At 38.3% G+C, this 18,569-nt stretch carries 13 protein-coding genes; 3 read left to right on the top strand and 10 right to left on the bottom strand.

All coding sequences use genetic code 11. The annotated features are described in order from the left end of the window. Nucleotides 1–164: 164 nt before the first annotated feature. From ACQKN4_RS01785 to ACQKN4_RS01765, 5 genes are all read right to left on the bottom strand, one after another. On the bottom strand, nt 165–1,250 hold the full coding sequence (locus ACQKN4_RS01785) for an SDR family oxidoreductase (protein ID WP_427481931.1): 1,086 nt from the start codon (nt 1,248–1,250) through the stop codon (nt 165–167). Between the two features lie 18 nt (nt 1,251–1,268). Then, complete coding sequence (locus tag ACQKN4_RS01780; RefSeq protein WP_427481929.1) at nt 1,269–4,322, bottom strand: efflux RND transporter permease subunit; 3,054 nt, start codon at nt 4,320–4,322, stop codon at nt 1,269–1,271. A 737-nt stretch (nt 4,323–5,059) separates the two neighbouring features. After that, nucleotides 5,060–6,637, bottom strand: a complete 1,578-nt coding sequence (locus tag ACQKN4_RS01775; protein ID WP_079559628.1) for a peptide chain release factor 3 — start codon at nt 6,635–6,637, stop codon at nt 5,060–5,062. Between the two features lie 286 nt (nt 6,638–6,923). Continuing rightward, nucleotides 6,924–8,390, bottom strand: a complete 1,467-nt coding sequence (locus ACQKN4_RS01770) for a UDP-N-acetylmuramoyl-L-alanyl-D-glutamate--2,6-diaminopimelate ligase (protein WP_079559627.1) — start codon at nt 8,388–8,390, stop codon at nt 6,924–6,926. A gap of 512 nt (nt 8,391–8,902) precedes the next feature. Next, nucleotides 8,903–10,291 (bottom strand): aldehyde dehydrogenase, encoded by a 1,389-nt coding sequence (locus ACQKN4_RS01765; protein WP_079559626.1) that lies wholly within the window; start codon nt 10,289–10,291, stop codon nt 8,903–8,905. Nucleotides 10,292–10,499: 208 nt separating this feature from the next. On the opposite strand from ACQKN4_RS01765, the gene ACQKN4_RS01760 reads away from it, so the two are divergent. Then, a complete protein-coding gene (locus tag ACQKN4_RS01760) occupies nt 10,500–10,655 on the top strand; it encodes a hypothetical protein (protein ID WP_170938872.1) in 156 nt (51 codons plus the stop codon). A gap of 169 nt (nt 10,656–10,824) precedes the next feature. On the opposite strand, the gene ssuE is transcribed toward ACQKN4_RS01760, so the two are convergent. Genes ssuE through ACQKN4_RS01745 form a run of 3 tightly spaced genes read right to left on the bottom strand, consistent with a single transcriptional unit; the run spans nt 10,825 to nt 13,415 of the window. Then, nucleotides 10,825–11,358: an NADPH-dependent FMN reductase gene (ssuE, locus tag ACQKN4_RS01755; RefSeq protein ID WP_079559625.1), complete on the bottom strand. Its 534-nt coding sequence runs from the start codon at nt 11,356–11,358 to the stop codon at nt 10,825–10,827. A 39-nt stretch (nt 11,359–11,397) separates the two neighbouring features. After that, entirely contained in the window at nt 11,398–12,357 is a 960-nt protein-coding gene (locus ACQKN4_RS01750) for an ATP-grasp domain-containing protein (RefSeq protein ID WP_079559624.1), read from the bottom strand. A gap of 11 nt (nt 12,358–12,368) precedes the next feature. Then, a complete protein-coding gene (locus ACQKN4_RS01745) occupies nt 12,369–13,415 on the bottom strand; it encodes an LLM class flavin-dependent oxidoreductase (RefSeq protein ID WP_427481924.1) in 1,047 nt (348 codons plus the stop codon). A 365-nt stretch (nt 13,416–13,780) separates the two neighbouring features. Between ACQKN4_RS01745 and ACQKN4_RS01740 the strand changes: the two genes are divergently transcribed. Continuing rightward, on the top strand, nt 13,781–14,050 hold the full coding sequence (locus ACQKN4_RS01740) for a hypothetical protein (protein ID WP_079559622.1): 270 nt from the start codon (nt 13,781–13,783) through the stop codon (nt 14,048–14,050). A gap of 71 nt (nt 14,051–14,121) precedes the next feature. Here the strand turns inward: ACQKN4_RS01740 and lpdA are convergent, their stop codons facing one another. Then, the gene (lpdA, locus tag ACQKN4_RS01735) at nt 14,122–15,459 is read right to left on the bottom strand and encodes a dihydrolipoyl dehydrogenase (RefSeq protein WP_427481922.1); all 1,338 of its coding nucleotides are present in this window, start codon (nt 15,457–15,459) and stop codon (nt 14,122–14,124) included. Nucleotides 15,460–15,582: 123 nt separating this feature from the next. On the opposite strand from lpdA, the gene ACQKN4_RS01730 reads away from it, so the two are divergent. Continuing rightward, nucleotides 15,583–16,131 (top strand): hypothetical protein, encoded by a 549-nt coding sequence (locus ACQKN4_RS01730; protein WP_079559620.1) that lies wholly within the window; start codon nt 15,583–15,585, stop codon nt 16,129–16,131. A 344-nt stretch (nt 16,132–16,475) separates the two neighbouring features. Here ACQKN4_RS01730 and ACQKN4_RS01725 read toward each other — a convergent pair whose 3' ends face one another. Continuing rightward, on the bottom strand, nt 16,476–18,557 hold the full coding sequence (locus ACQKN4_RS01725; RefSeq protein WP_427482144.1) for a catalase: 2,082 nt from the start codon (nt 18,555–18,557) through the stop codon (nt 16,476–16,478). Between the last annotated feature and the right edge of the window lie 12 nt (nt 18,558–18,569).

The raw sequence follows: 18,569 nt of genomic DNA, 5'->3' as shown, positions 1-18,569 counted from the left end.
GGTCTCGTCTGTCTCGCTTTTCCGCGAGAGTCGAGTAGCCCTACGCTACAATCAGTTAAAATGGGTATTCATTAGCAAAATATAAACCAAAAATGCTTTTATCAGTCAATAATAAATCTATAGCCGATTGCATCAACTCTCAATTAGCAAACCACTACTTGAAGTCACTTTATTTGAATTTGATAGCTTTTATCTTCTTTATGCGCTAAATAAAATTCAATCATTCTAGGCATAGTTTGTATAAAGTCGGGGCATGTAATATTACCTTTTTTCAAAATAGTCATTGCTTCCGACGTATCGAATTTAGCATCCCAAGTTAAATAATCTAAAGTTTCTTGCTCAACACCTAGATTTTTTCGAAGAAGTGGGACTTGTAAAGATAGTCTTGCTAGTGTTAGCGGTAATCGTCCCTTAGGATAACGGTTCGTTAATAACTTTACCATCGTCCGATACACTTCCTGCATCGGATGTGGATTTGGGTCCGTTAGATGTAAAGTTTTACCTTCAGCACATCTTTCATCAACTAGATAAGTCGAAGCTTTTATAATGTAATCCACTGGCACTACATTTATTGTTGATTTCGATTGACCAATGTACGGAATAAAAGGTAGGCATTTTAATTTATCCACCATATTTAAAAAGAAATAAGGTCCATCGAATTTAATCGTTTCTCCTGTTTCTGAATGTCCACGTACGATACCAGGTCGAATAATTGTCAGTGGTATTTCTGATTTCAAATCTTCTACTCGATGCTCAGCTTCATACTTTGTTTCCTCATAATAGTTTTTAAATGCAGGCGGGCGAATTAATTCAGTTTCTCGCAAAACACCTTCACGTATTCCTGCGACATACGCTGTACTGAAATACATATAGCGACTTAAGTTCGGAAGTGTGCGAACAAAGTCATTGACCATAGTCGTACCATGTACATTTACCTTCCATGCAATATCGCGAGGCACGGCTAAATCATAAATGGCAGCTAGATGCCAGAGCACCTTTATTTGAGGTACAATTTCCTGTACAGCTTGGTTTTCTAGACCGAGATTCGGTAATGTAATATCTCCCTCTACAATACGAATAGAACAGTTAGGAAACTCCGCTAAAATATGTTCTCTTTCTAAATTTGCTTTTATTAACTCCCCAGCTAAAACAATAGCGATGACTTCTTGTGATTGATTTTTTAGAAATAACTCTCGTATTAATTGACTTGAAATAAAACCCGGAAAGCCTGTAAAAAAATGAACCCCCATCTCTCATCCCCCCTGAACTTACCGCATCTTCCTTGTTGTCTTATCCATTAAACTGTACACGATTGGTACAATATATAATGTCAATAAAGTGGATGTCACTAGCCCTCCGATTACGACAATTCCCATCGGTTTATTCATCTCTGTTCCTTCACCGATGCCAAGAGCAAGTGGTAGCAATCCTAAAATCGTTGTTAGTGCAGTCATTAAAATTGGTCGAAGTCGATCTTGTGTAGCAAGTACAATCGCATCATACGTTGCCAGTCCTCTAGCTTTTTGTTGATTAATGTAATCTACAAGAACAATCCCGTTATTCACGACAATTCCAACTAATATTAAGATGCCTATAACAGATGTCACACCAATTAGCGTGTTCGTAGCAAACATAGCAATAGCAACACCAATAATCATTAAAGGTACTGTGAACATGATAACGAATGGATATTTAAAAGATTCAAACTGTGCGGCCATCACGATATATACAAGTACGACCGCTAACGCAACTGCTAAAAGCATATCATTAATCGCACTATCATAAAGCTCACGATCTCCACTAAAGACAATTTGAGCTTCAGTAGGCAAATCCGCTTTTTCCAATGCTTTGTCCACTTTAGCCGAGATGCCACCTAGCGATTCCTTCGTTTTATATTCAACAAAAAATGCAACAGCAGCAGCCTGATCAGAACGTCTTATCGATACTGGCCCTTCTTGTACAGAAACAGTTGCAATGTCCTCTAGTTTTACAAATAAACCTGCAGGTGAACGTAGCTGCATCGATTTTAATGACTCGATACTATCATTAAACACTTGTCCAAAGCCTGTATAAACAGGCAATACAGCACCATCCTCTGCCATTAATTGCGTAGTTAGCTGACCCTTTGTCATTTGATTGACCGTCTGAGCAATTTGTGCAGGCACAAATCCGTAGTCCTTCGCCTTTTCACGGTCTACTTCGACTTGAATTTCTTTTACAGTGATATCTAAATCCGTAGATACCTTTGTGATAGCATTCACCTTTGATAGCTCCTGCTGCACTTTATCAACAGAGCTATGAAGTCTTCGCTCATCAGAATCTGTTAACCTAAACGTTAATGTATTTGGTGACGAACCTGTTGTCGTTGAGACATTGAAGTTGATTTCAACTTGCTCCCCTAGCTTTGCATGCAAATCTTTTTCAACCTCTTCTACAAATTCAAAAATCGAACGATCCCTATCTGCTAAAGGGACAAGCTTTACATATAGCTCAGCTTGGTTGGCACTTGTTTGTCCCCGAGCTTGCGCTTGCTGTGTACCACCGATTAAGCTAACATATACGTCAACATCTTTCTCCTGTTTCAAACGATCTTCAATTTTCGCAACCACTTTTTCTGTTTCTGATACGGCTATCCCTTTTTCAAGATTTACACTTATGGATGCAAATCCTTCATCGGTTGGCGGTAAAAACTCTGTGCCAATTTTCATAAGTCCAAACAAGGCAAATCCAAAACAGACAACTGTTGAGATTAGTACAAGCATACGGTGACGCAATACCCAAATAATTGATGTTTTGTAGCTCTTGTAAAAGGATGATTCATTTCGTTTTTCATAAACATTGATTGATTTCATTTTTAAAAGACGACTTGCAAGCATTGGGACAACCGTTAACGCAACGACTAAAGAAGCGATTAAGCTAAAAGAAATAGTTAAAGCAAATTCTGTGAAAATTTGCCCTATTAATCCTTTAATAAACATTACAGGAATGAATACAGCAATTGTTGTGAGTGTGGACGCAGTAATCGCAAGCGCCACTTCCTTTGTCCCATCCTTAGCTGCTTCGATAGGGTCCTTGCCAAGTCCTAAATGTCGTTCAATGTTTTCTATAACAACGATAGCATTATCAACAAGCATACCAATGCCAAGTGCTAACGCCCCTAATGTCATAATATTGAGTGAGAAATTGGCGAAAAACATTAAAACAAATGTAACAATAACCGAGTACGGAATCGCAATTCCAATAATAATAGGGCTTTTCACACTTCGTAGAAAGACAAATAGCACGAACATTGCGAATAATCCACCTAGAAGTAAAGAAGTTCCGATATTGCTTATCGCTAAATCTACGTAATTCCCTTGGTCCACTAGCACATCTGTAACGATTCCTTCATATTGCTTCTTCGTTAATAATTCATTTAAAGCCTTTTTAAAAGCTTTGGATACTTCTGCCGTATTAGCGCCTGATTCCTGTAATACAGACATTAATACTGCAGGATGCTCATTTGCACGTGTCGTAGTTATAGATTTTTGCTCCGTGCGTTCAACAGTTGCTACTTCTCCAACTGTTAATGGTTTACCATCTAGTGGATTTACCGAAATGATTAAATCTGCAATGCTTTCAGGTGAATTTAATGTGCTTAAAATACGAGTTGTTAACATCTTTCCATCTGCTGTTAATACGGGTTCACCAGGAAGGGAAACATTGTTCGATTGAATAATTTGAATAACATCTGCTTGCGTTAATCCTTTTTCAACTAACTTCGATTCATCTAAAGTTATTTGAACTTCTTCGACTAGCTTACCGGAAATATTTACACTCGCGACACCAGCAGTTCGACGAAGTTCCTTTTCCAAGGCTTCTGCCAGTAAACGCACATCTACATGGTCATTTTCCGCCCGTAGTGAAAGTTGGATAATAGGAAACTGAGATGGATCAAATTTTAAAAAGCTAGGTTTCTCAGCATCATTCGGTAAAGGGGTCATGTCGATGCGTTGTAAAATATCGAGCTGAGCATCTTCAATATTGGTTGACCAATCAAATTCGAGAACAATTAAATTGGATCCTTCTTGAGAGGTAGACTGTAGTTTTTTAATCCCTGGTAAGGTGGCAAGCGTTGTCTCCAATGGCTTCGTTATTTTTTCATTAACCTCGGTCGGACTTGCACCAGGATAAGAGGTAACAACGATGCCAATTGGTGGACGTAACTCAGGAATAAGCGTAATAGGTATTTTTAATAATGAAACGCCACCCAAAATAATGACTAATATCATTGTAACTATTGTAAAAACAGGCCTTTTAATAGAAAAATTACTAATATTCACTTTATAAGCTCCTTTTCCATCTCTTCCCTTCTATAATACCCGAAAAGGTGAATATTTTATAAATTGGGCACCACCATAACGTGTGGTTGATTTCCGTTCCGACTGGGCGCTTTGTAGCTGCCGCTTCGCTTTCGCTACAGAAAACATTTGTTGTTGCTGTCGCTTCGCTTTCGCACAGAGCAAAGCTTCCTGGGGGCGTCCGATGAGCCGCTTCGCTGCGCTCCAGGGTCTCGGGCCAACAGATGTCTTTTGCGCGAAAGCGTGAGTGCAACGTAGCGGCAGCAGAGGGTTTTGGTTTTGTTTGTGCGAAAGCGCAGCGACAGCAACAGCACGATGTTGGTCACGAAGGCGTTATCACAGGACGTGATGCTTTTAGCCTTCGTTCCTCTATATCGCTAATCCCCAAGGAGTCGCCCAGTCGTAACGAAGATCAACATAGCAACCGCTTAAAACAAACGCTACCCCAACTTTTAGTAATGTGCCTATTTATAAATTCTTTCCGGAAGCTGTTCATCAGGTTTAAATTTCCTAATACTGTATATATTCTACATAAAGCTTTAATTTTCCTTGTAAAAAAACACGAATCGCAACATGTCGATTCGTGTTAGTTTGTTCACTTTTGAAATGCCTAAAAATGATAAAAGCTCTACGCTATTGTTGATTGGAGTTGAAGGCTACTCGACTCCCGTGGGAAAGCGAGTAGACTGAAACGGAAATCAACCTGACAATTCTTTTTATTATAAAAGGCTATACAGTTTAATGTTTTCGTTTTTATCTGCAAACCAACGCATAGCAAATTCATTTTCAAATAAGAAAACAAGATTATCAAAACGGTCTTTTACAAGCATTGAACGACCTGAAGACATTGATTCTTTAACATCCTCTTCGTTTTCAATCCATCTTGCAATTTTCGAACCAATTGGCTCCATTCTCACTTCAACATTATATTCATTTTTCATACGATGCTCAAAAACCTCAAATTGTAATTGACCAACTGCTCCAAGAATAACTTCTTCTGTATGCAATGTTTTATAATATTGAATGGCGCCTTCTTGCACTAATTGTAAAATCCCTTTATGGAATTGCTTAGACTTCATTACATTTTTCGCAGTTACACGAACAAATAGCTCTGGAGTGAACTGTGGTAGTTTTTCAAATTGGAATGTCTTTTTACCACCTACGACTGTGTCGCCAATCTGATAAGTACCTGTGTCATATAAACCGATAATATCACCAGCTACTGCTTCATCTACTGTTTCACGGTCATCCGCAAGGAATTGTGTTGATTGTGTCACTTTGAATGATTTACCTGTACGAGATAAAGTCATGTTCATGCCACGTTCAAATTTACCCGATACGATACGCACAAAGGCAATACGGTCACGGTGTGCAGGGTTCATATTCGCTTGAATTTTGAAAATGAAGCCTGAAAACTCCTCATGCTCAACTGGATCAATAAATAGTTCATTCTCAGTAATACGAGGCTGTGGTGTCGGTGCAAATTGTAAATATGTTTCAAGGAATGTTTGTACACCGAAATTTGTTAAAGCAGACCCAAAGAAAACAGGTGTTAATTCACCACGACGAATTTTTTCTTCTGAGTACTCATTACCCGCTTCATCAAGCAACATAATGTCGTCCATTGCTTGTGAATAATAAGAAGTCACCTTCATCGGATGCTCAACTGCAAGTTCCCCATTTTCATCAATTGGCAAGAAACGCTCTACTTCATCAGAACGGAATTGCTCGATACGTTTATTATAACGATCATAAATACCTAAAAACTCTTTACCCATACCGATCGGCCAGTTCATCGGGTAAGCGTTAATGCCCAATACCTCCTCAAGCTCTTCAATCAGCTCAAGTGGCTCCTTCCCTTGACGGTCAAGTTTATTAATAAACGTAAAAATTGGAATACCACGCATTTTACAAACTTTGAACAGCTTTAAAGTTTGTGCTTCAATACCTTTGGCAGCATCTACGACCATGACAGCACTATCCACCGCCATTAGTGTACGATACGTATCCTCCGAGAAATCTTGGTGACCTGGAGTATCCAAAATATTGACACGTGATCCATTATAATCAAATTGCATAACTGAAGAAGTTACAGAAATCCCACGTTGCTTTTCAATCTCCATCCAGTCAGATGTTGCAAACTTACCTGTTTTCTTCCCTTTTACCGTACCGGCATCACGAATTGCACCACCAAATAGTAAAAGCTTTTCTGTAATCGTCGTTTTCCCAGCATCAGGGTGACTGATAATGGCAAAAGTTCGACGTGATAATATATCTTTTTCTAAATTTGAATTCATCTCGTCATTCTCCTTTTTTCATACTTACTAATAATAAAAGAAGACTTGCCTTTCTTACAACCTTTTTACATGAATTCCCCAAAGAATACTTAGCTAGTTCCAATGTAGATAGTCCCTCAAACACTCCGATGATAATCATTTTCTTTCAATACATTCACCTTCATGTTAACCCAAAAAGAAAACCCCTTGACTAAAAGGGGTTTTAAAGTATGGTGAACTTATCGCATGACTACATGCATTCATTCACACTATCGTACACTCTAACATCCTAATTGGAGATCATATATTATACAAATTTTAATTGGCCAGCTTCTATTGCAATATCCGCATCACTATGTGGATATTTAGTATTCTCAATAATTTGATAATCTTCATGTCCTTTACCAGCAAAAATAATGATATCTCCTGGTTCAGCAACCTCAATTGCATGGCGCACAGCTTCAGCACGGTCTCCTATACATGCATAATTTTCATGTAACATCCCTTTGGCAAGATCACCTGTAATACTATCGTACTCTTCATAGCGCGGGTCATCTGTCGTTAATATAACGTAATCAGCGGCTGATGCTTTTTCTGCCATTGTTGGACGTTTCGATTTATCACGATTGCCGCCTGTGCCAACTAAGAAAATAAGCTTACCTTTTTTATATGGTTGAGCTGAAGAAATCGCCTTTTCAATTGCATCAGGCGTATGTGCATAATCAATAAACATCTGCACCGGTAAATCTGAGCAAACTTTCTCCATACGTCCCTTTACTGGTGGTATTTGCTCAATTTGCTCAATAATTGTTTCAATTGAATAACCACGTCCATAAAAAGCAACCATAGCGGCAAGTACATTGTATATATTAAATTCCCCAAGTAAATGCATTTTCACGCGGTATATTCCCTCTGGCGTTTCAACGTCAAAAGAAGTCATGAAATCATGATACTCACAGTTAATAGCTCGGAAATCAGCTGTTTCATTGTTCAAACCATATGTCCATACTGGAAATGGTGTCATCGCAGCATAGCGTTCTGACCAAGCATCATCGGCATTTAACACGACAAATTTATTCTTTTCTAAGTCTTGTCCGAGTTGAGAGAATAATAAGCCTTTCGCATGGCCATATTCCTCCATCGTTCCATGGAAATCAAGATGATCATGTGTAAGATTTGTAAAAATAGCTACATCATATTCTACACCAGCTAGACGTCCAAGTGCTAAACCGTGTGAAGATACCTCCATAGTCATTAATCGGCAGCCTTCCATTTTTGCACGGAATATCATTTGTTGAGTCGATAATGCATCGCTTGTAGTATTGGCTGATTCATATAAAATACCATTTAAATTAAAGCCGATTGTCCCTGATAACGCTGATTTCTCGCCCATACCATGCATGATGTTTTGAATAATTCCTGTTACTGATGTTTTTCCATTTGTTCCTGTTACACCAATCATCGCCATATCTTTTGATGGATAGTCAAAAAACTTTGCAGCTAACAAGCCAACTGCTCGATCCGTATCTTTCACGATAACTTGCGCAATCGTTTCTTCTAATGGTAATTGTCGTTCTGTCACAACAATTGTTGCGCCACCTTCAACAGCTTTCTGTGCATATTCATGGCCATCTACCGTATAACCTTTAATACAAACAAACATACTATTTGGTTGCACACTACGTGAATCAATTACAATATCAGTCACTTGATCAGGTAGCACTCCAATTATTTTTTTCAAAGGTAATGCATTCAACAATTCCTCTGCATACATTTCATAGTCCTCCATTCAATCTCTACATTCATTTCATCATTTGTTGTTTATTCGACAATAAATGACAAGATGAGTCCCCCACAATCTATTGAATTTATTTTACTACTTATTCGCCCATAAAGAAAATGCTTGTTAGGACGTTTTTTTGATGAAAACGCTATCATTTTAATATATCTTTAATATTTCAATAAAATTTTGCTTATCATCACCACGTGGGGTTGATTTCCATCCGGCTGAGCGTCTACTCGGAACATCCGATGAGCTCTTTGATGCAACGCGCAGTTGCACCATCTAGCTAGTCAAAAGAGCGCTTACAGTTGCTTTTAGCCTTCGTTCCTTTTCTGCGCATGCTAAAAGTTTTCAACCCATGCTTCCCCTCCAAACAGCTTATATATGGCTTAAAAGCTCGAAATGTACTTACTTTATAAAAAAAACGACATTTATCGACAACTACATTTTCCCTAAAAAAAGTGAGGTGTCAAGAATCTTTAGTGATTCGACACCTCCTTTTACTATTTCATTATAGTTCTCACAAGCTTAACCTTTTGTTTATAAGGTGGAAAGAGAACATTCGTCTCTAACTTAGAAGATTTTTTTAATATTGATTTGGGATGTGTAAAGTTTTCAAAACTTGCCTTCCCATGGTAGGCTTTTACCCCTGATGATCCGACACCACCAAATGGCAAATGTAAATTTCCAACATGTGTAATCGTATCATTTATACATCCTCCACCAAATGGTAATTCCTCTAAAAAGTACTGGATAGCTTTCTCATGCTCGGAGAAAAAATACGCCGCTAGAGGCTTTGGTAACTGACGAATTTGGTGAATGGCTAGCGGTAAATCATCATACATCATCACAGGTAAAATTGGACCAAATAGTTCATCCTGCATCGAAGGATTTGACCATTTTACATATTCAATAATGGTAGGCTCCATATACAAATCATCACGATCTGTTCTACCTCCAAATGTAATGGCATCACGTTCTTCTACAATAATTTGTTGTAAGCGATCAAATTGTCTTAGATTGACAATACGGCCGTAGTCAGGGCTTTTTATTGCGTTTTTACCATAGAAAGAACGAATAGTTGCTTTCAATATTTTCATAAATCGGTCATAAACTTCTTTATGGACAAGGACATAGTCTGGTGCTACACAAGTTTGTCCAGTATTTGTGAATTTTCCCCATGCAATTCTTTTCGCCGCTACTTCTAAATTGGCTGTTTGATCGACAATTGCAGGACTTTTCCCGCCAAGTTCCAGGGCAATTGGTGTTAATCGTTCCGCCGCTGCCTTTGCAACAACTTTTCCGACTGCCACACTTCCTGTAAAAAATATATAGTCAAAGGACGCATGAATAAGTGCCGTCACTTCATCTTTCTCTCCTTCCACAACACGCACGTATGAAGGATTAAACGTTTCTACAATTATTTTTTTAACAATCGCTGCTGTATGCACAGATGTTTCTGATGGTTTTACAATAGCCGTATTACCACCAACAATTGCACCGATTAATGGCTCCATGACAAGTTGAAATGGATAATTGAAAGGACCAATGATTAATGTTACGCCAAAAGGCTCTCTTACAATAAAGCTTTTTCCCACCTGGTATTGAATCGGTGTTTTTACAGCTTCCGGTTTCATCCACTCTTCAACATGCTTTACCATATAAGAAATACTATCTAAAACAATGCCAATTTCTGTTGCATATGCCTCAAACTCACTCTTACGTAAATCTAAATATAGAGCATTCAAAATTTCTTTTTCATATTTTAAAATTGTTTTCTTCAGTTTTAGTAATTGCTCTTTTCGAAATTTTGTACTCTTCGTCGCTCGAGAAAAATAAAATTGACGTTGCTCTGTAATCATATTTTCTACATCTTGTGTCGTAAAATTCATAATAAAAGCACCCCTTTTTTTAAAATGGCATACATAGTTTTTTCATTTCGAAACAAACTATCTTTGTCTATACGATACAACATTGACAAGCAAAATTCCTCTTTCTAAACGAGGGATGTGTAAAGAATATGTTAGAACTGTAGACGGTTTTGTGACTCCGAGAAACTTACAACTACATATTGAAAATTTGAAATGGGGGCGTAGATGAATGACAATAACAACAGGAACTTGGTGGGAGTCCATTTTTTCTGGACCATTAGCGCACGGTATTAGTGAAGAAAAAATATCGCTATTGCAAGATGAGGCTTTCTTATATCTCACTACAGCACCGATTGAGAAAAAAGAAGAACCTGAAGTTAATTAAAAAACAGCGCGTTATAGGAGGTGGTTATTTCCTATAATGCGCTATTTTTTTCAGATGAATACTTTGAAGATTTATCGGAATACAATCTCATTTTATCGGAACAACTTTAACTTTTATCGGAATATTTTCTCATTTTATCGGAATAATTGTAGCTTTTATCGGAATAACTTCAGTTTACTAATACATTTTTCTGTAATTGTTTTAATTCTACATCAAGTCGGTTAATTGCTTCTTCCTCGATGGCAAAGCTTCCATCTTCAAGGCGAATAATTTGTTTATCAACAATATAAACAGAATGTGCAATATTTGTAGCCCCTAATACAGCTAATATTGGTTTTAATGCAAATTCTAATGCGAGTAAATGTCCAATAGAGCCACCTACAGCAATTGGTAAGATAATTTTTCCTTGCAACGCTTTTTGCGGCAGTAAATCCAAGTAAGTTTTAAGTATTCCTGAATATGAGGCTTTATAAATAGGCGTCAAAATTACGATAATATCTGCTTCTTCAACTTGTTTATTTTCTGTAATGATGGCCTCACTTGCAAAATTAGCCGTAATTAAGTCCTCAGCTGGCAATTCATGTACGTAATTTGTGTGCACTGCTATTCCTTGTACCTTTAAAGAGTTTTCCACCTTATCATGAATAGCTGTCACGCGTGAATTTCTCGAATTACTGCCATTAATAATAACTGCTTTTATCAATTTAACCACTCCCCTTTACATAGTGACTACAAAAATACTTTACGAAAATTGCAATGTCTTTTCATATTGACGTAATGTAGCACCTAAATATTTGGCCACAGCTAACATGCCATATTTTCCTACGGCTCTTTCGGCTTCTGCATTATAGTTTGTATTGGTATTTACGTCATATGTAAAAATATTCCCTTCTTCATCGATAATCGACTCAATCCCTGCGACACTTACTTTATTTTTCTCTAAAAATTCTTCATATCGCCCTATAAGCTCCTCTGAAAAACTGTCTATAATTTGAAATTTTGATTTCTTAGTTGCTGTTTCACCTACTGGGCAAAACTGATCCACTATTTGACAGCTATCAGCAGGACAAAGTTCAAATCCTTCTGATGTATCTACACGAACTGCATATAAAAATTTACCACCAACAAATTCACATCGTGTTATATAAGAATCAGGTGATTTTATATATTGTTGAATAAGCGTAATACCATCTATAGGTGACTCAAAAGTATCACTATTTACATATGCTTCTAGCGCTTCAACTGAATGAAATAGTTGTACTCCAAGTCCTTTTCCTGCTCGATTATGCTTCGTAATAAATGGTGTTGTACCAATTGTTCTTGCCGCTTCTATTAGCTGTGATTTACCAACTGTCGCTATCGTTTTAGGTGTTTGAATGCCAATAGCTTCAAGTGCACAATATTGATTGACCTTACTTACTTCTAATCTTAAGGCACGGCTTCCATTTATAACTGGACGGCCATGATACTCTAGCCAGGCGAGCACTGCCTCCGTTAGTTCAGGTGCAAATTCATGCCCCCTCGTATGTGATGAAGCACTCATACGACTATAAAAAATTCCTTGTGGTGGCTCTTTTGATAGGTCAATCAATCCTTTCGCCAAATGCCAAACCTCATAGGGTAGGTTTAGTTCCTCTAAACGATTTGTTAAATGATTTGTCCACTCATCATTTTCATGAATAATATAAATTTTCGCAGTCATAGTATCGCTCCTTACTGTATGATGGCTGATTTTATTTTCACTAAAGGCATAACATCTCTTGCAAAACGTTCCATTTCTTCTAGATGTGGAGAGAATTGAAGGAGCAAGAGATTTACACCAACTTCTTCATAAGCTAAAATGCGATCAGCCACTTGCTGAGGTGTGCCTACTAAATTTGGTCTTAGCCCTCTGTTTGAAACTGAATAATCTTGTAGTGTAATTTGTTGCTCTAACTTTGATTTACTAGTGAAGTCATTAAAGCCTGCATACCCTGCCGCATCCTCTACATTGGTAATTCGGGCTAGTTCAGCAAGTGCTTCTTCTTCTGAATCACGTACAATGACATATGCAGCCATTCCGAAAGTTTCGAACGGTCCTTTTCCAATTGCTTTTCGACGGTCAAGCATTTCCTTAATTTTAGCCCCAACTTCCTCTACTGTTCCGCCATGCATCACATAGGCGTCACATGACTTTGTAATTGCCTCTTTACCGCGATCACTTTCCCCACCTGCGTAAAGTCTTGGGTATGGTTTTCCAACTGGCTTAGGAGATAAATGTGCATTTTCTATTTTGTAATATTTACCGTCATAACTGAACGTTTCTTCTGTCCATAAACCTTTTAAAACCTCAATAAATTCCTCTGTGCGGTCATAACGTTCTCCATGCTCTGTAAAATAACCACCATATTGCTTTGCTTCTTCTTCCCACCAAGCTGAAACTACATTTAAAGTAAAACGACCATTAGCAATTTGATCAATATTTGCGGCAACTTTTGCCATTACCGCAGGATTATGATAGCCAGGCCGAACTGCAGCCAATATTTCAATTTTTTCAGTAACTGCTGCTAAAGCTGCGGCGGTTGACCACGCCTCAAGCACATCAGCATTCACGCCCTTAATATCATTTAAATATAGCTCGGCAATAAGCGTCGCATCAAAGCCAAGTCTTTCTCCTGTTTGAATAACCTGTTTTGCATAATCAAAGGTCGCAGGCATATTCTCATTTTCTACATTACGTAACCATCCTCCGAAAATCGGTAACCAAAATCCTAATCTCATTTCCCATCCTCCTTAAGTCCTTATGAATTTTCACAGCATAAAGATAAAAAAAGCTCCTATGTTTTAGTTCGTAGAATATCCGTTACGTAAAAAGAAGCCTTCTAGTCAACTCGAATTTAAAACCAAGTATTCTTATAGAATTAACATAACATAATAAAACACAAAGTCAACAGAATTTTTAGATTGTTCAATCAAAGGTAAATTTCGCTATTTGAAACCTGTAAAAATACTTATTATAATCAGCATAGGAACAAACATTTGGGCAGGCGACCTTATATTGGAGCAATGACATGCGAGAAACTCGCTTCAAAGAAGGTGTTGAGGACTTTATTGTGCAGCTGAATCATTAGGAGAGATGTAATTGTATGAGTAAATTAATGCTGTTTGCATGCTCATTAGTTTTATTATTTTTTGCTGGGAACGCTTTTTATATTGCTTTTAAAAAGTACGAAGAAGATGATGATTTTTCGGGAGGGGCTGAAACATTCTTTTTAATTGATTTGGTATTAGCTGTTGTATTATTAATTTCTGATAAATTCGCTCCCCAAAAGCATCATATTGTTATTTTTAAAACGCTCTCCATTTTATTTGGACTAATTATTTTAAGCTTTACAATATTGTTATGGATACTTTAATGAAAAGAAAAAACTACATTCTCCCAACGAGAAGGATAGCCTTCCGCTGATGAATGTAGTTTTCTAAATCTTTATTGATGAATGGCTTTACCAAAAATAGCTTTGGCAGCATCCCCTATATGCTCTGATACTGTAGGATGTGGGAAAATCATATTTGCGAGAGTGTGGGCAGTGCCGCCAGCATTTTTAGTAGCTAAAATAGCATTTAACATTTCTGTTGCCCCATCAGCAACAACACAAGCCCCTAAAATACGTCCTTCCTCTTTCGTCGCAATAAGCTTTATAAAGCCCACTGTATTACCTTCCATTAATGCCTTAGGGTTTGTATGTAAAGGCATCTGAGTAACCATACAAGGCTCTTTCACCTGCTCTTCCAGCAAACCAAATGTCGCAATTTCAGGATGTGTATAAACACAGCGAGGAATCGAAGTTTGATCAATCAGTGCTGGCTTACTTCCTAAAATATGATCCACAACATGCATTCCTTCTGCACTCGCTGAATGAGCTAGCTGGTAACCACCTACTAAGTCACCTATCGCATAAATATGTGGCTGACTCGTTTCAAGATGCTCATTGACAGCAATCAATCGACCATCAAATGCTAGACCAAGCTGCTGAGCTATCTCTGTATTTGGACGTCGACCTGTTGCAAACAAAAGATTTTCATATGTATAAATTCCTTTAGAGGTATGAATCTCATTGCCATTAAAATGTTTAAAATGGAAATCCGTTACAAGCTCAATACCAAGCTTTTTCATCTGTTCACGAATAAGTGGTCGCGCATCTGGCTCTTCCGTCTGTAAAATATCTTCACTATGATTTAGCATCGTCACCTTTGTTCCAAGTGGCGCTAAACTAAATGCCATCTCGACTGCAATAACACCACCACCGATAATTGTTAATTGCTTCGGCAGTTCTTCAAGACTAAAAAATGTATCCGTAGTATAGTAGGAAGACGTTTCTAACCCTTCAAATGGTGGTACAAATGGTTTACTTCCAGTTGCTAAAATAACATCCGTAGCTGTAAATGCATCATTATCAACTGTTACAGTCAAGTCACTAGATACTACCGCTTCTCCTCGATAAAAAGTAATTTGATTGCTCAAAATAAAGCCTTCAATATTTGTTAAAAGCTCGTCAATAATAGCGTCCTTCCGTTGCATCAATCGTGGAAAATTCACGTTTACTGTAGGAGTTTCAATGCCCCAGTCATTACCACGGTTTATTTCTTGAATAAGCTTACTGTGCTCTAACATAATTTTCGAAGGAATACAGCCGACATTATAGCAAGCCCCTCCAACTTTATCGCGCTCTACTAAAGCAACTTTCTTGCCACTTTTTGCTGCATGAATAGCTGCTACATAGCCCCCAGGCCCCGCACCAATAATTGCAATATCAAATTTTTCCACGAAAAATCACCTCATTTACCACCATAGCATTTACAAAATTTGAATGCAATGCCATAAATGTTACAGGGATTTTAGTAACATTTCGGCTGCCCCATCGTCAGCTAATGTAAAAGGAGGATTGGTATGCATAAATCATTATTATTGCTATTTTCTATGCTACTACTAGTTGCCGCCTGTCAGGACAAAGACGCATTAAAGCCCCCACCAAGTAAGAACTATTCACAAACGGCTACTACACAACAGGAAGACTTTCTTTATGAACTTTCGATTGCAAAACCTACCTTCACAGAGGGAGAACCCATAAAGATAACGGCTAAACTCACATATGTAGGGCAGGCACAAAACGTAACAATTTACCATGGAGGCTCCCCATTTTTATTTAATTTGCAGGAAACGACCCGAAATTTTGAAATACCTAGTGCAATGGATACTCCACTAATTACACGTATTCTTGAACGAAATGTGCCCTACGAAGAGTTCTACACGAGCGGCGGCGGTTATAACGAATTTTCAGAACCTAAACTCGTTGAATTTATGAAACAAACAATGAAAGGTCATTTTCCAAAAGGACATTATATCGTAAAAGGAAGTACTGACTTTTACACAGAAGACCCAAATGAACAAAAAACAGAGTACAAACCATCAGCTACAATTGAATTTAACGTGCAGTAAGATAAAAATCTCTCCTTATTCTTAATAGAACAAGGAGAGATTTTCATTATACGTTGTGATCATTGTATTCGCTTTGCTTCCGCGGGTATTCACTCCGCTCGCGGATATTCGCCCTGCTTCCGCGAGTATTCACCCTGCTTCCGCGGGTATTCGCTCTCCTTCCGCGGGTATTCACCTTGCTTTCGCGAGTATTCTCCCTGCTCACGGATATTCGCCCTGCTTCCGCGGGTATTCACCTTGCTTCCGCGGGTATTTCCTCTCCTTCCGCGAGTATTCACCCCGCCCGCGAGTATTCTCCCTGCTCCCCCGGGTATCCCCCATACCCACAGGCAAAATAATATTAGTTAATAAATATTACGTTCCCAAAAGCGTTGTTGAGCTATGGCGTTGACAAATTTTTTAGCGAAGTCTTTGTCGCCAGTGGCTAACACAATGCCTGGCCCGACATTGGCATTGGACATATTAAAAAATGTCGTTCCGGTTGTAGCAATACCAATTGGTTTGTAATGTCTATACGCTTCATTGATATAATTAACGATATAAGAATTGAACTTTGCCTGATTTTTTGCTTTTACGCCGACAACATATAACGAATCAAATAGTACCGCATCAGTAGTTATAAAGGTGTCAGTTGCTGTTAACTGTACGCCATCATTACTAGTAACAACCCCTAATTTGTCAGAAATAATGCTGTATCGAACACCTTGTCTTGTTAAAGATTTCAGCATTTCTCCAACTTCATTTGCATCAAATCCATCACCTATAAGCACGCCTACTTTAAGTGTTTGTGGCATTTTTATTGTATTTGCCTGGCTAAGTGCAGGTGATGATAACGTGACATTTACTTGCTCTCCTTTTGGACGATTAACACCAATATTATCGGCCACAGTCGTTGCCATTGCTTTATCTACACGGACAAACATATCGACAACCTGCTGTCGAACAGACTTACTTTTCACCTTCCCTACCTCAAAACTAAAGGCGTCAATGATATGTTGTTTTTCAGGGGGCGACATACTATTCCAAAACAGCCTTGCTTGAGAGAAATGGTCATCAAACGATTTACTACGTGCTCGTGTAATACGTCCTTCAACCTTTTCTTCATAATGAACGAAGCCACCTTCCCTTGCCGTTGATGTTGAAGGTGAATTGTTGGCCAAAGAATTTTTATGATAGCTCACTTTTCCTACATTAATCGTTTGTCGACTAAAGCCATTGCGCTGATTGTTATGAATTGGGCAAACAGAACGATTAATCGGTATTTCTGCAAAGTTTGGTCCTCCCAGACGAATTAGCTGTGTATCTAAATAAGAAAATAGCCGGCCCTGTAAAAGTGGATCGTTTGTAAAGTCTATGCCCGGCACAACATTTCCTGGATGGAAGGCGACTTGCTCTGTTTCTGCGAAAACATTATCTACATTACGATTCAAGGTCATTTTCCCAATCTTTTTAACTGGCACGATCTCTTCGGGCCAAAGCTTAGTTGCGTCCAAAATATCAAAATCAAATTTAAACTCGTCCTCTGGCTCAAGCATTTGTACACCAAGCTCATATTCTGGATAATCACCGATCTCGATTGATTCCCATAAATCACGTCGTTGGAAATCCGGATCCTTCCCAGCAATAATTTGCGCTTCATCCCAAACGAGTGAATGTACACCTAACACAGGCTTCCAATGAAATTTCACAAATCTCGACTTTCCTTTGTCATTGACGAAACGAAAAGCATGAACACCGAACCCTTCCATCATTCGAAAGCTTCTAGGTATTGCACGATCAGACATATGCCACATAATCATATGCGCAATTTCCTGATTGTTCGCCACAAAATCCCAAAATGTATCGTGTGCTGAGGCTGCTTGTGGCATTTCATTGTGAGGCTCAGGCTTTACCGCATGAATTAAGTCAGGAAACTTAATCGCATCCTGAATAAAAAAGACAGGTATATTATTTCCAACTAAATCATAATTGCCTTCATCGGTGTAAAACTTCGTCGCAAAACCACGAACATCACGTGCAGTATCCATCGACCCTAAGCTTCCAACTACAGTTGAAAATCTGACAAATACAGGTGTTTTCTTATTAGGGTCCTGTAGAAAGCCTGCTTTAGTATATTCTTTCATCGATTCATACAGCTCAAACTCTCCATGCGCCGCAAAACCCCTCGCATGCACTACACGCTCTGGAATACGTTCATGATCAAAATGTGTCATTTTTTCTCGAAAGTGAAAATCCTCCATAATGGTTGGCCCACGAACACCAGCCTTCAACGAATCCTCATCATTCGAAACTTTTAGCCCCTGATTTGTCGTCATCTTTTTTCCTTCATTATCGACACGAAACTGCTCTAGCTGCTGATCTTTCGCATTCTCGTCTAAATTTTTGCCCTGATTCGACTTAGATTTATCCACGCAATCCCCTTTCATTCCAATACTCAT

The sequence above is a fragment of the Lysinibacillus sp. NPDC093692 genome (assembly GCF_050280125.1).
Classification (GTDB): domain Bacteria; phylum Bacillota; class Bacilli; order Bacillales_A; family Planococcaceae; genus Lysinibacillus.
The sequence above is the reverse complement of the archived record's forward strand: the minus strand, read 5'-3'. Positions and strand labels throughout refer to the sequence as shown.

Bases quoted from the DNA above. Each gene is read 5' to 3' on its own strand.
- ACQKN4_RS01785 (WP_427481931.1), bottom strand. From the start codon at position 1,250: ATGGGGGTTCATTTTTTTACAGGCTTTCCGGGTTTTATTTCAAGTCAA.
- ACQKN4_RS01775 (WP_079559628.1), bottom strand. From the start codon at position 6,637: ATGAATTCAAATTTAGAAAAAGATATATTATCACGTCGAACTTTTGCC.
- ACQKN4_RS01770 (WP_079559627.1), bottom strand. From the start codon at position 8,390: ATGTATGCAGAGGAATTGTTGAATGCATTACCTTTGAAAAAAATAATT.
- ACQKN4_RS01765 (WP_079559626.1), bottom strand. From the start codon at position 10,291: ATGAATTTTACGACACAAGATGTAGAAAATATGATTACAGAGCAACGT.
- ACQKN4_RS01760 (WP_170938872.1), top strand. From the start codon at position 10,500: ATGACAATAACAACAGGAACTTGGTGGGAGTCCATTTTTTCTGGACCA.
- ACQKN4_RS01750 (WP_079559624.1), bottom strand. From the start codon at position 12,357: ATGACTGCGAAAATTTATATTATTCATGAAAATGATGAGTGGACAAAT.
- ACQKN4_RS01745 (WP_427481924.1), bottom strand. From the start codon at position 13,415: ATGAGATTAGGATTTTGGTTACCGATTTTCGGAGGATGGTTACGTAAT.
- ACQKN4_RS01740 (WP_079559622.1), top strand. From the start codon at position 13,781: ATGAGTAAATTAATGCTGTTTGCATGCTCATTAGTTTTATTATTTTTT.
- ACQKN4_RS01730 (WP_079559620.1), top strand. From the start codon at position 15,583: ATGCATAAATCATTATTATTGCTATTTTCTATGCTACTACTAGTTGCC.
- ACQKN4_RS01725 (WP_427482144.1), bottom strand. From the start codon at position 18,557: ATGAAAGGGGATTGCGTGGATAAATCTAAGTCGAATCAGGGCAAAAAT.